Source organism: Thiomonas sp. OC7 (genome assembly GCF_900634595.1).
GTDB lineage: Bacteria > Pseudomonadota > Gammaproteobacteria > Burkholderiales > Burkholderiaceae_C > Thiomonas > Thiomonas arsenitoxydans.
The window spans coordinates 3,324,333-3,338,531 of the sequence record NZ_LR131953.1 but is presented as its reverse complement, the minus strand read 5'-3'; the positions used below and the strand labels follow the sequence as shown (position 1 = coordinate 3,338,531).

General features: G+C 59.5%; 11 protein-coding genes, 1 tRNA gene and 2 pseudogenes. 3 read left to right on the top strand and 11 right to left on the bottom strand.

Annotated features, from left to right (window positions below):
- Nucleotides 1-3: 3 nt before the first annotated feature.
- Nucleotides 4-1,311 carry a DUF3422 family protein gene (locus tag BIO17B3_RS16010; RefSeq protein ID WP_156054778.1) on the top strand — a complete coding sequence of 436 codons (1,308 nt, stop codon included), beginning with the start codon at nt 4-6 and terminating at the stop codon, nt 1,309-1,311.
- Between the two features lie 7 nt (nt 1,312-1,318).
- Here BIO17B3_RS16010 and rlmB read toward each other — a convergent pair whose 3' ends face one another.
- Both rlmB and BIO17B3_RS16000 read right to left on the bottom strand, forming a co-directional pair.
- Nucleotides 1,319-2,047 carry a 23S rRNA (guanosine(2251)-2'-O)-methyltransferase RlmB gene (rlmB, locus tag BIO17B3_RS16005; RefSeq protein WP_156054777.1) on the bottom strand — a complete coding sequence of 243 codons (729 nt, stop codon included), beginning with the start codon at nt 2,045-2,047 and terminating at the stop codon, nt 1,319-1,321.
- Nucleotides 2,044-2,739: an ABC transporter ATP-binding protein gene (locus tag BIO17B3_RS16000; protein WP_156054776.1), complete on the bottom strand. Its 696-nt coding sequence runs from the start codon at nt 2,737-2,739 to the stop codon at nt 2,044-2,046. The genes rlmB and BIO17B3_RS16000 overlap by 4 nt, the downstream gene beginning before the upstream one ends.
- Before the next feature lie 105 nt (nt 2,740-2,844).
- Here BIO17B3_RS16000 and BIO17B3_RS15995 point away from each other — a divergent pair, with 105 nt between their 5' ends.
- A complete protein-coding gene (locus tag BIO17B3_RS15995; protein WP_156055314.1) occupies nt 2,845-3,468 on the top strand; it encodes an arylesterase in 624 nt (207 codons plus the stop codon).
- Nucleotides 3,465-4,586, top strand: coding sequence for a tRNA 2-selenouridine(34) synthase MnmH (mnmH, locus tag BIO17B3_RS15990; protein WP_156054775.1), 1,122 nt, complete (start codon nt 3,465-3,467; stop codon nt 4,584-4,586). The genes BIO17B3_RS15995 and mnmH overlap by 4 nt, the downstream gene beginning before the upstream one ends.
- On the opposite strand, the pseudogene BIO17B3_RS15985 reads toward mnmH, so the two are convergent.
- The 9 genes and pseudogenes from BIO17B3_RS15985 to BIO17B3_RS15945 all read right to left on the bottom strand — a co-directional run.
- A pseudogene (locus BIO17B3_RS15985) lies at nt 4,565-4,957 on the bottom strand (IS5/IS1182 family transposase); the annotation flags it as partial. The gene mnmH and the pseudogene BIO17B3_RS15985 overlap by 22 nt on opposite strands.
- Nucleotides 4,958-5,026: 69 nt before the next feature.
- Complete coding sequence (locus BIO17B3_RS15980) at nt 5,027-6,730, bottom strand: IS1634-like element ISThsp8 family transposase (RefSeq protein WP_156054774.1); 1,704 nt, start codon at nt 6,728-6,730, stop codon at nt 5,027-5,029.
- 147 nt (nt 6,731-6,877) lie between these two features.
- A pseudogene (locus BIO17B3_RS15975) lies at nt 6,878-7,849 on the bottom strand (IS5 family transposase); the annotation flags it as partial.
- Nucleotides 7,850-7,996: 147 nt separating this feature from the next.
- A complete protein-coding gene (gene dusA, locus BIO17B3_RS15970; protein WP_156054773.1) occupies nt 7,997-9,064 on the bottom strand; it encodes a tRNA dihydrouridine(20/20a) synthase DusA in 1,068 nt (355 codons plus the stop codon).
- An 84-nt stretch (nt 9,065-9,148) separates the two neighbouring features.
- A complete protein-coding gene (locus tag BIO17B3_RS15965; RefSeq protein ID WP_156054772.1) occupies nt 9,149-10,672 on the bottom strand; it encodes a lipopolysaccharide biosynthesis protein in 1,524 nt (507 codons plus the stop codon).
- Nucleotides 10,659-11,834 (bottom strand): glycosyltransferase family 4 protein, encoded by a 1,176-nt coding sequence (locus BIO17B3_RS15960; RefSeq protein WP_156054771.1) that lies wholly within the window; start codon nt 11,832-11,834, stop codon nt 10,659-10,661. The genes BIO17B3_RS15965 and BIO17B3_RS15960 overlap by 14 nt, the downstream gene beginning before the upstream one ends.
- Nucleotides 11,835-11,909: 75 nt before the next feature.
- Entirely contained in the window at nt 11,910-12,476 is a 567-nt protein-coding gene (locus tag BIO17B3_RS15955; protein ID WP_156054770.1) for a serine O-acetyltransferase, read from the bottom strand.
- A gap of 268 nt (nt 12,477-12,744) precedes the next feature.
- A protein-coding gene (locus tag BIO17B3_RS15950) for an IS3 family transposase (protein ID WP_156054552.1) occupies nt 12,745-13,877 on the bottom strand; the annotation gives its coding sequence in 2 pieces (ribosomal slippage) (nt 12,745-13,622 and nt 13,622-13,877; 1,134 coding nt in all).
- 155 nt (nt 13,878-14,032) lie between these two features.
- Nucleotides 14,033-14,106: transfer RNA gene (locus tag BIO17B3_RS15945), tRNA-Cys, on the bottom strand.
- Nucleotides 14,107-14,199: the final 93 nt, after the last annotated feature.

The window sequence follows — 14,199 nt, the reverse complement described above, 5'->3', positions numbered from 1 at the left end:
CTCATGTCCGAACATCCTTTGCGTCAGCAGCTTCACAACGAGATCCACGCCCGCCCGTTCGAGCGAGTAGGTGCGCCGGCGCAGGTCAGCCATCAAGTGATGCTGGTCAGCCCGTCCGAGTCGCAACAGGCGTTCGAACACCTCAGTGAACTGCTCGGCAATCTGCACCTGCCGCCGCCAGCAATGGGCAGCATGTTTCACACGGAGCAGATCGGCCCGGTGCGCCTGCGCTGGGAGCGCCACGGCGAGTTCGTCAGCTACACCTTCATTACGCACGAGGCCCTCGGCCCGGAAGATCCGCTGTTTGAACGCTGCGCCTGCGACCGCGTTTCGGCGGAATGGCTGGCGCGCATTCCGGGGCAACGCCTGTGCGCCAACCACGTCGCCGTCATGCCCGAGGGCGAACTGGGCTGCGACACCCTGCCTGATTTCTCCGCGGTGCTGGACATCGATGCGCTGGTCGGGTCGGATGTGGCCGACGGTCACGCACAGGTCTTCACCGATCTGCGCATCGCACCCGACGGCTTTACCCGCTTCATTGTGTTGAGCAAGGCCATGTCGGCGCGGCGGCGCGGGCGACTGGTGCAGCGTCTGCTCGAAATCGAGACTTATCGCCTGCTGTCTTTGCTGACGCTGCCGGTCGCTCGCGAACTCACCCCCCAACTCAACCGATACGAGCAGGATCTGGTGAGCATCATGGACGCCATCGGCAGCAACGGCGGCGCCGAAGACGCCGAGCCGCAGCGCGACCACAAAACCCTGGATCGTCTGACTTTGCTGGCGTCTGCCGTGGAAGGCGTCTATGCCGCTTCTCACGGCCGGTTTACCGCGGCGAATGCGTACTACGACTTGGTCAACCGGCGTGTGACCGAACTGCACGAAAAGCCGATCTTCGGCCTGCAGACCATCGGGCAATTCCTGGAGCGACGGCTGGCGCCCGCGATGCAAACCTGCGCCTGGGCGGCACGGCGACAGCAGGCGCTTTCCGAGCGGGTTTCACGCTGCAGCAACCTGCTGCGCACACGGGTGGAAGTGGCCATGCAGCAGCAAAACCGCGGCTTGTTGGCGTCGATGAACCGTCGGCAGTTCCTGCAACTCCGCCTGCAGCAGACGGTCGAGGGCCTGTCGGTCGCCGCGATCACGTACTACATGGCCTCGCTGGTGGGCCATTTGTTCGAAGCGGCCGAACCCTGGCTGCACATCAAGCCCAAGCTGGCCGAGGGCATTTCTATCCCGATCATCGCCCTGATTGTCTGGATTGCGCTGCAGCGCATGCATCACCGCTTGGAGCGCGCCAGCGAAGCCCGATAGATCAGGCTCAGGCGCGCCGTTGACGCACGGCCTCGTAAAGACAAACCCCGGCGGCGACGGAGACGTTGAGGCTCTCCACTGCGCCGAGCATGGGAATCTGCAGCAGCTGATCGCAGGTCTCGCGCACCAGACGGCGCATGCCGGCGCCCTCGGCGCCCATCACCAGCACCGCGGGCTGCGTCCAGTTGGCGGCGTAGACATCGTCGGTCGCGGCCTCGTCAGTGCCCATCACCCACAGGCCGCGATCCTGCAATTCGCCCAGGCTGCGCACCAAATTGGTCACCATGAGATAGGGCACGGTTTCCGCCGCGCCGCTGGCCACGCGGGCCACGGTGGGGTTGAGCCCGACCGCGCGATCTTTCGGCGCAATGACCAGATGCACCCCCGCCGCGTCGGCAGTACGAAGGATGGCGCCGAGGTTGTGCGGATCGGTCACGCCATCGAGCGCCAGCACCAGCGGCGCGCCCTCCACGGCATCGAGCACGGCGTGCAGGTCGTGCACAGTCGGCAAGTCATCAACCTGCGCCACCACGCCCTGATGACGATCGGTGCCCGCCAGCGCGGCCAGGCGCTCGGCGCTGAGGGTTTTCAGCTCCACGCCCGAGGCCTCGACTTTGCGCAGAAACTGCTGCATGCGCGCATCGCGCCGACTGGCGTCGACATACACCGCATGCACCGACGCAGGGGCCGCGCGCAGGCGCGCGCCCACCGCGTGAAATCCGTAGAGCGGCTTCATGCGGCCACCGCCTGGGGCTGTTCGGTCAGGTGACCGGCGTGCATGGTGCAAACGCGGTCGCAGCGTGCAGCCAGCGCCGGATCGTGTGTGACCAGCACCAGCGTTGCTTCCATTTCGGCGCGCAGCCGGAACATCAAATCCATGATGCGCTCACCTGTGGCCGCATCGAGATTGCCCGTCGGCTCGTCGGCCAAGACCAGCCGGGGTCGGCCCACGAAGGCGCGGGCCAGGGCAACGCGCTGTTGCTCACCGCCTGACAGCAAGGCCGGGCGATGATGCAGTCGCTCGCCCAGCCCCACGGCGTGCAGCAAGGTCGTTGCGGCGTCCACCGCGCCGTGAGCACGCCCGGAAATTTCCAGAGGCAGCACCACGTTTTCCAGCGCGGTGTAGTGGTCGATGAGCTGAAAATTCTGGAACACGAAGCCGATTTTCTGCGCCCGCAGATCGGCCCGGCCGTTCTCGTCGAGGTTGTCGAGATCTACGCCGTCGATCCACACCTGACCTGTGCTGGGCCGATCCATGCCGGCGAGCAAAGCCAGCAGCGTGGATTTCCCCGAGCCCGACGCGCCGGTAATGGCCACGCTCTGTCCCGCAGGAACTCGCAGTTGCACCGCGTGAAGAATGGTCAGGGCGTCGCCGACATCGGAAACAGTCTTGCCCAGATCCTGCGCGACAATCACATCGACCGTCATGGAAGCCTTGTTATGAAAAATGGAAAGCCGCTGATTGTAGAAAGCCCGCCCCCGCTGTCGCGGCGCAAGGTCTTGGGGCTTGTGGTGTCGGCGCTGACGGGGGGCATGGGGCTAGCCGGCGCCGCGCGGGCCGCCATACCGCCTGTATCCACGCCCATAGCCTCTCTACTCGTGGTGGGCGACAGCCTGTCTGCCGGATACGGGCTGGAGACCGGAAAAGGCTGGGTCGATCTGCTGCGCCAGCGGCTCGAAGCCAAAGAGCCGCGCTCGAGCGTGATCAACGCCAGCATCAGCGGCGACACCACAGCGGGCGGGCTGGCCCGGCTGCCCGCCCTGCTCGCGCGCGACAAGCCGCGCGTGGTCATCATCGAACTGGGCGGCAACGATGCCTTGCGCGGTCTTTCCTTGCAGCAAACGCAGAACAATCTGAACCGTATGGTCGCGCTGTGCAAAAAGGCGGGCGCGCGTGTTTTGCTGGTCGGTATGCAAATTCCGCCAAACTACGGCCCGGCGTACACCGCGCGTTTTGCGGCTGTGTTTCCGGCGGTTGCAAAATCGCAGCGTGTGGCGCTGGTCCCGTTTCTGCTTGCTGGCGTCGTCGGCCATCCCGATTGGTTTCAGTCCGACAACATTCACCCCACCGCACAAGCGCAACCCACCATGCTCGATACCGTCTGGCCGTACCTCGCCCCTTTGCTGGCCCTGCCTGCCGCGAGATCGGCGCCATGAATCCCCGCGTCATGGATGCGGCAGAAGCGCTGCAAAAGCTGCAGTCTTTCAGCGCCGTGATCGATGTGCGCAGCCCGTCGGAATTTGCGCTCGATCACATGCCGGGCGCCCAAAACTGGCCGGTGCTCGACGACGCCGAGCGCGCCGAAGTCGGCACGCTTTACGCCCAGGTCGATCCCTTCGTCGCCAACAAGCGCGGCGCCGCGCTGATCGCCCGCAACATCGCCAACCACATCGAGGCGCATGCGGCCGAGTTGCCCAAATCCTGGACGCCTCTGGTGTACTGCTGGCGCGGCGGCAACCGCTCGGGCGCGATGGCCCACATCCTGGCGCGCATCGGTTTTTCCGTGGTGCTGGTGCAGGGCGGTTATCGGTCTTTGCGCCGCGCCCTGCGCGCCGATCTGGAGCAACGGCCCGGGCAACTTCAATTTCACGTCATCTGCGGCCGCACCGGCTGCGGCAAGAGCCGTCTGCTTCAATCACTGCGTGAGGTCGGGGCGCAAGTGCTCGATCTCGAGGCGCTGGCACAGCATCGAGGTTCCGTGCTGGGCCTGGAGCCGGGTGAAACACAGCCCTCGCAAAAATTGTTCGAGACCCGCGTGTGGGCCGATCTGCGCCGCTTCGATCCGAACCGCCCGGTATTTGTCGAGGCAGAGAGCAAGAAGATTGGCGCCCTTCACGTCCCAGATGCGCTGATGGAGCAGATGCGCCAGGGGCATTGCATCACCCTGGAGCTCGAAACCAACCTGCGCGTTGCGCTGTTGCTGGCCGACTACGCCCAGTTGTCTGCCGATCGCCCCCTGCTGCTGCAGCGCCTGGCCAGCCTGCGCGCCTTGCGAGGCGCCGAAACCGTCGAACGCTGGCAGGAACTCATCACACAAGGCGAGCTTGCCGCTTTCACCGCAGACATCCTGCAGCACCACTACGACCCGAGCTACACCCGGTCGATGTCCAACCATTTTCGGGCGTTCGACGCCGCGCCTGTCGTCGCGCTCAAGGGCATTGACGGAGGGTCTTTCCGCGACGCTGCGCTGAAGGTCGTGGCACTGTCAACCGCAGAAATCCATTCAGTAGTCAGCCCTGAACAATGCGTCCGTCAGACGACCGGTGGCGTTTGAATGACCGGTGCGGCGGCGGACGCCACCAACCAGTCCTGCAATGAGGCCAAGATTTGGGCACAAAGAAGCCGCAGCTTCTTCAGCAGCAGGCGAATGTTGTGCCCTGCGCCGCACAGTACCGCATGCAGCGCATCGCCGAGAGCGCCTTTGAGCGGATTGCGGCCCAGGCGCCCGTCGGCCTTCATGTGGCCGATGCTCGGCTCGATGGCGCTGCGCCGCTTGATCATCGCGTGCAGGGTTCGCGTCAGTCCGCGCTTCTGTCCGGAGCGCAGGATGCGCACGCCGTTGATCTCGACGCCGCGGTAGCCCTTATCGACGACGGCGATCTTCGGCTGGGCGTCGGCGAGGATGCCCACCTGCTCCAGCGTCTCGGCCACCGGAGTTCGACAGTTACGGTCGTAAGTACGCGATATCGTTAGGGTGAGCGTTGAAACGTGCCCCTACAGGAGTGCGAGTTGGTCGTCGATGGCGGGTTTCGGAAGCTTGAGTCCTTGGAGGATGGCGTGGTCGGCGTCGCTGAGCGAGGACGTGCCGTCGCGGCGCTCGCCGCCGAGGTGGGCCTGGTGGTATTGGATGCGTCGCAGTTGCTCGAGTGCACGTTCGGGCGACAGCTTGGAGCCGGCGTCCTTGAGGCGCATGCGCATGACGCGGTACAGCACCAGAGCGATGAAGCAGATCAGCGCATGGGCACGGATGCGGTCGGGCAAGCGGTGGAACACCGGGGCGATCTCGATCTCGGATTTGAGAATCTTGAAGCCGCGCTCGATGTCGGCCAGGCTCTTGTAGCGTCGCAGAACCTCAAGCGCCGACAACTCTGGCACATTGGTCACCAACAACAGCTTGCCGTCGCCCAGTTCTGCACGCGCCAGCGCCTTGTCGTCGATGACGTAGGTGAACAGATCCGATTGCAGGTCGACCTTGATGATCGAGCCCAGATGCGCCTCGGAGACCGCGCGATACAGCCAGGCCTTAGCACCGGAGTCGCTCAGGCGCCGGCCTCTGAAGGCGGTGCCGCCTTCTTGCGCATCAAGCTTGCCAGCACGCTGCTGGGCTTCCTGCGTGAGTTCTCCGATATGCTGGCGGCGCGCTGCGGTTTGTTCCAGGGCGCGGCGCGGATCGTGGGCCCAGACCAGGCGCAGGTCCTGCCAGCGGGTCTCGCCGAGGACCTCGCGGGTGGCCGCCGCGCAGCGCAGCGCGTGAATCGGCTCCAGGATCTCGGCGAACTCGGCGTAGCGCCGCCCCGGCACGGCCAGGATGAACTCCACGGGCTGCTCGGTGCCGCCCACGCGTTGCCCGCGCAGCCACTCCAGATTGTCCAGGCTGAGCAGACCGCGATCGGCCACCAGCACCACGCGCTTGACCGGGTACAGCGCCAGAACCTCTTGAACCACGGTGCTGAGCGTCGGTGCCTCGGCCGTGTTCCCTTCCCAGACCCGATGCGTCAGCGGCAGTCCCTCGGCCGTCTGCACCACGCCGAGCATGAACTGGCGACGCATCCCCCCGTCCTTGGACAGGCCGAACTGGCGCAGGTCGCCGGCCAACTCGGTCTGGCCCTCCACGCCGATGGTGGTCATGTCGTAGAACACCACCGACAGATCCTGGTCGATCAGCGGGCGCAGCAGCCCGGCCAACGCCGCCTGGACGCAGTCCTGGTGTTCGACCAGCGCATCCATCGCCCGCAGCAGGTGCTGATGCGTCACCTCCTTGGGCGCAAAGCGCGGCAGCGCCACCGTCTGCAACCAGCGCAGCACGCCGAGCTTGGACGTCGGGTCGCACAGGCGGTTGAGCACCATCAGGCGCACCAGCGCCTCGACGTCGATGCGGCTGCGCGTGCGACCAAAAACCCGGCGCAGCTCGCCAAATCCCAATTCGTCCCACAGCTCGGTCAGCGCCCATACGTCGCCCAGGGCGCGGCTGGACTCGAACCGCACGTCGGCCACGGTCGCCACCGCGCCGGCCTCCGGCGGCGTGTCGCTGCGAAGTCGCTGCAGGCCGCGGATCACGCTCTCAAGCTGGCTGCCAGCTTGGTCGGCGCGCCCCAGGGTGGCCACCGTGCGTTTCTTCACCCGCCCGCTCTCATCCCGGTAGGACTCCACGAGCTGGACGTAGCGGCGACCGCCGGAGGTGGTGATCTTGATGAACATGCCGCCACAATACACCAACCCATCTTCAAATGGCAACAGCCTCACAATGTGGAAAAACGTGCCACCACACGTACTTTTCCAAAAACGAGGCTAACCCTTTGTTCCGTCAAGGCCGGGTCGGCGTTTTCAGCCAATTTTTGACTCAAACTGTCGAACTCCGGCGGCCAGGGTGTGGCCGTCGTAGGGGTTGCCGGGCATCGAGCGCATGCCCACGACCAGGCCCTCTTTGAGCGTGGTCGCCACCGTGACCTTCACCCCGAACTCGTAGGGGGTGCGCGCCTTGCCCTTGCTGATGCACTCGACTTCGGGCGCGTGCAGCGCATAGAGCTTGTTCTTGTCCTTCGTCTTCTGGGTCAGGATGCGACCGGCGCGGGCCAGCAAGTCCTTCGCCTTGTCCTGCATCCCCTTGGGCAGTTCATCGGCCTTGCGCTCGATCTCGCGGTGCACGCGACCGACCCGGCCGCGCAGGGTGCGCAGCGCCTTGTGCATGCGCTTGTACTGCTTGGCATGAACGTAGCGGCCGACCTGCGTGGCCAGCCTCGGGGCCTCGCGGTTGTCGTTCTGCCGCAGGGTGAGGCCGCCGTCCTCGGCCAGCTTGACCAGGTGCTCGCGGGCGCGCTCGAGCAGCCGACTGTCGGTCGGGTGGGCGATCGCCTTGGGCATGACGGTTGTGTCGACGATGACCCGGTCCACGCTGGTCTTGCCGATCATGCCGGCCTTGCGCGCCGCCTCGATGGTCAGCGCCAGGAGCGTCTCAACGCCTTCCTCGCCGATGCGCTTTCTCCAGCGCGTCAGGCTCGACGGGTCGATCGGCAACTCGGTTTGCAAGTAGTCCTCGCCGGTGAAGAACTGCCAGTAGGGGTTCTCCATCCAGGTGTTCACCACCGCTTCGTCCGAGGCGTCGAACGCGTGCTGCAGGTACAGCAGCCCAGCTACCAATCGAGGCGAGAGCGCGGGGCGGCCCCGGCTCGATCTGAAGTGAACAGCGAAGCTGCGGTGGATCTCGTCCCAGTCGATCAGCCCGGCCAGGCGCACCAGCGGGTGTCTCAGGTTGAGCTGTTCATCGAGCCGCTGCCGGAACAGATCAGGCAGCGGTGCCTGGGCAGAGTGCGGAGCCATCGAAACCTCGGAGAAATTTGCAAGAAATTGGGCCCTGCACAAAATAAGGCTGCAAATTCAGGCCCAGTAGAATGATATTTTACGTTAAAAATCAAAGTGTTGCGAGTTTTTCAGGGGCGACTCAGTATCGCCCGCCAAGGCGAGCGTTCAGACGCAAGCCGAAGCCGTTAACGGTTGACCGAGTTGGCCGAGTTGGCCGAGTTGGCTGGGTTGATTGCACTCCATCGCTTCGTCGCCTTCGGCCGACAGGCGGGCGCGTCTGGCCGTCGCGAATAGCTCAGGCACCGACAGCGTGGACAACAAACTCGAATCGCTCAACACTTGTCGCCAGCGACGCCCACCGGGTTGCCCCTTCCACAAATTGAGCATATGCCGGGTGATCGCCTGCGGATGCAAGCCCTTTGCCTTCCACTCCGCGATGTAAGCGCCCATTTGCTCTTCGACGATTTCGCGCTCATGCGCAGCCGAATCAGCACTCCCTAGAAATTCTCGATCCCAAGTCGACAGACTCCACGGGTCTTGATAAGCCGCCCGCCCCACCATCACGCCAGACACCTGCGGCAACCACTCGCGAATCTGCTGCCCCGTCTTGATGCCGCCATTGAGCACGAAGGCAAGTTCTGGAAAGTCGCGCCGCAACTGCAAAATAAACTCTGGCCGCAGCGGAGGAATATCGCGGTTTTCCTTCGGGCTAAGGCCATCAAGCCATGCGGAACGGGCATGCACGATAAACGTCTCACAACCGCCTTGCGACACCGTTCCCACAAAATCGCGCACAAAACCGTAACTATCCTCATGGTCGACACCAATGCGGTGCTTGACCGTAACCGGGATCGTGCCTGAAACCGCCTCCACCATGGCAGCAACCGAATCGCGCACCCGCGAGGGTTCAGCCATCAAACAAGCCCCAAATGCCCCACGCTGCACCCGAGGACTGGGGCATCCACAGTTCAAATTGATTTCGTCATAACCCCATTCGAGTGCCAGTCTAGCGCAACAGGCCAGATCAACTGGCTCACTACCTCCTAACTGCAGCGCAACAGGGTGCTCATGCGAACTGTAATCAAGATGCCGCGCCACGTCTCCATATAGCAACGCCCCAGTCGTCACCATTTCCGTGTAAAGCAAAGCTCGCTGTGTAATCAGGCGATGAAAATAGCGGCAATGTCGATCCGCCCAATCGAGCATCGGGGCAATGGAAAGCGCTGAAAGCATCAGTGAGAAAATTCAGAAAAAGAACAGAAAAAATAATAACATCGAGATGAATGTTAAAATCGTACATCAAGCACATAAAAAAACTTATCGCGCCCTCATCAACTTTGCGACACCTTGTCGCAATAGATTTCGCACCTGCCGGTCAAAAATAATAATCAAAGCACCATACACAAGCACGCCGATAATAATTTGAGAAAAAATTCGAAAAGCCAGGTCCGGCGGATCAATATAAACCACCACACCATACATTATTAGAGTGAATGACCCATATTTTAATACGTCAAACCACGGGATGCGTATTTTTACAACTTTGCGGCCATAATAGGCCGCCATGACAGTGTACAAGATGTAGCTGACCAGGGCAGCAAAAGCAGCCCCCTCAATACCGAATGGGCGAACAAGCACAACTGTCAATGCAATATTTACGGCAGCGGCCGTCAATACCGAATACATGACGACTTTAGTTAGTTTATTGATGTAGATTCCAGCACTAAAAATTGGAGTCCCACCAGAAACTAGCATGCCCCCAACGATGAATACAATCAATGTTGCACTTACATCATATTTTGAAGAGGCCAGAAGCCGGAGTAATTCAGGGCCTACAGCAGCCATGCCACCCAATACAGGGAGTGCTAGCGCAATATAATATTTGAGGGCTTGTTGTATGAATTCAATAGTTTTTTCGCGCCCCTGTTGCTCCCACATCCTGAAGTACATCGGCACAACAGCCTGCGCAAAGGAAGCAGTCAACACTCCCTGCAAATAATCACTAAAATTAAATGCTGCAGAAAATGCGCCCAAAGGCTCTGGACCGAGTTGATAATTTATGATGTAACGCCCACTCATGTTCAGCAGCAGCATAGAAAGCTCGCTAGCAAGCAAAGGTAATCCAAACACCAACATCGACATGAAAAGCGGCCTATTAAACTGCCGCACATCAAAAACGTGCTGCCTCGCATAGTAAAAAATTATGACTGCTACAGCAATAAATTCACCCACCATGGAAGAAATAAAAAACCCTTCCAAAGTGCGTGAAACATAAAAAAGCACAAAAAATATCAAACACAGCCCAAGATATTTCCTAACCGTGAAGTAGGTGCTGTAAATTCCGCTTTTTTGTTGAGCACGGAGCATGTTGTACATTGCACTATCCACCACACGGATAAAAATCAGTGGCGACGCCAATATAATCAAGTATTTTGTTTGCTCATTTGACAACCAGGCCGTGGGCACAAAACGGATCCCCACAATACTGAGCAAGGTCACAGCCAACCCAACGACAATCATTCCAAATAATACGGTAGAAAAAAACTGCGTCGCAGTATTTTTCCTCGTCCCCGCCTCAACCTCGCTGTAATAACGTACTACCGAGTGTTGCAGGCCAAGTTTTCCTATTCCTACTAAAAATAGGATCGTAGAGGTAACCAATGCCATTGTTCCATATTCCGCAACCGAAAAAATCCGAGTAAGAATTGGAAAAGAGATGATGCTGGCCAACATAACCAGCACACTACCAATCGAATAATTTGAAGTATGCTGAAAAAGGCGTGCAAGTACTCCACGCTTTTCACCCTTTGCCCTAACCACGGCATCCTCACCGATTTGCATTGATTTTTGCCTTAGTCATTGGATGGCTCAGTGGAGCACTTGGCTGAGTGTAGACAGCTAAAAGCGATTGCATGACCGCTTCAGTAGAAAAGTATTGCTCAACAAATCGCCGGGCAGTTGCTCCCATCTCTTGCCTTAAGTTTGGGTTCTCAGCCAAATGACTAATCGCCGCCGCCAACTCATCGGCATGATTTGGCGGCACAAGCAATCCCGTCTCGGAATGAGCGATCACATCTTCATGACCACTGATCTGGGTGGCAACCGTTGGCAGTCCATTTGCCATCGCCTCGAGAACCGCATTGGGCAGACCCTCCTGATGCGAGGCCTGCACGTACAAATTGTGCGTGGACAAAAGTGCCGGCACATCCTGCACCAAACCAGGGAAAGAAACACTATTCTCAATGCCCAACTGCCGGGAAAGCGTCATCAACCTTTCTCTCTCTGGTCCATCACCGGCAAGGGTCAAGTGCGCATCAGGTGATTGCAAGGATACCCTCACCCAGGACTCCAGCAAGACATCCAGTCCTTTTACTGGGACGTGACGCCCGACAAACACAGCACGAAGTGAAGACTGGTCTCTAGTCCCTTTGTATGCAAAGCGCACCAAATCCACTGCATTCGGCAGAAGATGCAGGCGATCCTTGGCGAATCCGGCTTCCAGCATGATCTTCACCGTCCTCTTGCTGATGCATTGATAGGCATCGAGATGCTGTGCACCTCTCCGCAGAATCCGGTGAACAGGCTTTGTCATTAATTTTGGGTCGAGAATGCCCCCTTGAAACTCCGCTGCACCCGAAACTTTGACTATAAGAGTTGGCTTCAGCCATCGATTGATCCAACCCGCCGCCCCGGCAAGATTATGCATCATATGAATGTGAATAGCATCAAATTCGCCTTGATGCCTCAACAACCAGAGCGCAAAATTTAGATTGAGTAATATCGCACCAAGTCCCTTTATTTTCGGATACCCCAATCTTAGTACCGGAATGCCATCGACCTGATCGGCAAACGGGAGCGAGCGGTCCAGGTGCGGCACCAGAACGCGCACCTCGTGACCGGCAGCGGCGAATGACCGACTAAGTAGCCGGGCCTGCATCTCTGCACCACCCGTTGCAGGATAGCGTCCGTCAACTACCATTAATATACGTATTGGGGTATGCATATTGAATGAAATGCCAATTTAGATAAACTGCATAAAATTTAAAAAGATACTTAATGACGCGATCCGGCCCGCCTCTCAAAATCGAGAATCTCCATGAACAAAAAGTCCTTTAGTCGATTTTTGTGAAATGACCTTCGCAGGAATTCCGCCGATAGTTGCATTACCCTCGGGAAAGCTTTTATTGACTACCGCATTGGCGCCCACTGCTGTATTGTCCCCAATCTCTATCGCACCAAAAATTTTTGCCCCTGGTGCAATATAACAATTGTGTCCTATTCTTGGCACTTCGTTTCCTCTGCCAAGCTGCGCTCCAATATTCACGCCTGTATGAATTCTGCAATTCGAACCAATTCTTGCCCCGGAATTCACGACGATCGTGCCGTAGTGCAAAATTGCAAGGCCTGGGCCAAAAACATTGATCGGTATAGAGAACCCTAGCTTGATCGAAAGCTTACGAAAACGATGTACTGCAAGGCGGCGCCGAAAAAAATTTTTCTCACAGTTTGTGAGAAATTCGACTTTTCTAAGCAAGCGCTGAAATTGAAAAATTTCGTCAAACAGCCAGGCCCAGCGCGAATTCACCCCCAAAGCGATGCGGTCCGCCTCGAGATACCTTTGGTAGTCTGCGTACGATTTGATCAAGCTGCGCTCCCTTTTGCGATTTCAGTCGGTATCTATTTTTGCACTCAAATGTTGCCTTGCACTCCCCCAACTGAGCGACGCTGATCCAGTGCCGGATGGTGCTGCAAGAAAGCCCAAGCAGACCTGCGGAGGCGTAACGTCGAGCAGATGGGACGCGGCCCTTGGGGCACTCCCGAAAAATGGGAATTCTTGGTCACTACAGGGTCATTGCGGGTGACCTGCCCCCTCGCGCCGTACCAACGTTAAGTCAGGAGTCCGGGTTGCAAGGTTAATTCACCTCGTTGGGGGTTGCGGGGTGAGCAGCATCGCCAGCGCGCTGGCGATGCTGCTCGGCGAATCGCGCCGGAGGTATCCGACCCAGACTGCTGTGGGGCCGCACCTCGTTGAAGTCGCGGCGCCATTCAGCAATGGTCACTCTGGCTTGGTGCAGCGTCTCGAACCATTGCTCGTTGAGGCACTCGTCGCGGAACTTGCCGTTGAAGCTCTCGATGAACCCATTCTGCGTCGGCTTGCCCGGTGCGATCAGGATGTGGCGCACGCCGCGACTCGTGGCCCAGGCCATGAATGCCTGACTGGTGAATTCCGGTCCGTTGTCGGTTCGGACGGCTGCGGGGTAGCCGCGAAATTGGGCGGCTTGATCGAGCAGGCGCGTCACGTAGGCACCGGAAATGCCGTAGTCGACCGCAATGTCCACACATTCATGGCTGAAGTCGTCGGCCACGGTCAGGCACTTCAACCGTCGGCCGCTTACCAAACTGTCGCTGACAAAATCCATGCTCCACACCTCGTTGACCGTTTTGGCCAGTTGCAGCGGCACGCGCTCGGCCGCCGCGCGCTGGACCTTCTTGCGCTTGCGCACAGCCAGGTTGGCCTGGCTGTACAGCCGATACACCCGCTTATGGTTGATGCCCGGAAATGCGGGGCGCAGCAGGTCGTGGATGCGCCGATACCCGAACCGCCGCCGGACATGCGCGATCTCAACGATCTTGCCGTGCAGTGCCGTGTTGAGCGCATCCTGCTGGGGCGCATGGCGATAGCTATCTCTGCTGAGCCCCACGAGGCAGCACGCTCGGCGCTCGGACAAATGATGCTCGCTGATCATCTTGCCAATGGCCTCGCGTTTGACCCGTGGGGCTAGCGTTTTACCCCGAGAACGCTCTTGAGCGCGTGCATGTCCAGGTGCGCCTCGGCCAGCAGCTTCTTCAGCTTGGCGTTCTCCGACTCCAGTGCACGCAGCCGCGTCGCTTCGGATGCCTCCATGCCGCCGAACTTGGCGCGCCACTTGTAGAACGTCGCGTCGCTGAAGCCGCCGGTGCGGCACACCTCCTTGACCGAAACGCCCGCTTCGGCCTGCCGGAGAAACCCAATGATCTGCTCTTCGCTGAATCGACTCGTCTTCATGTCCATCATTCTCCATCGTGATGGACTCCACGAACTTCACCGTGGTACGGCTGACGGGGGGCAGGTCACGGGGACAAATTGATGTCCGGAAGACGAAAAAAAGCCCACAGCGTTAGTGTGGGCCAATCCTGTAAGCTATTGTTTTTACAGATATTTGGAGGCGGGGGTCGGAATCGAACCGGCATAGACGGCTTTGCAGGCCGCTGCATAACCACTCTGCCACCCCGCCGGGCGACTTGGCTGCGTAAAGATTAAAGATCGTACGCAAAACCGTAGGATGCTGCAGCGCTGACCCCGGCTTGTCTGCCATTGGTCAAACCCT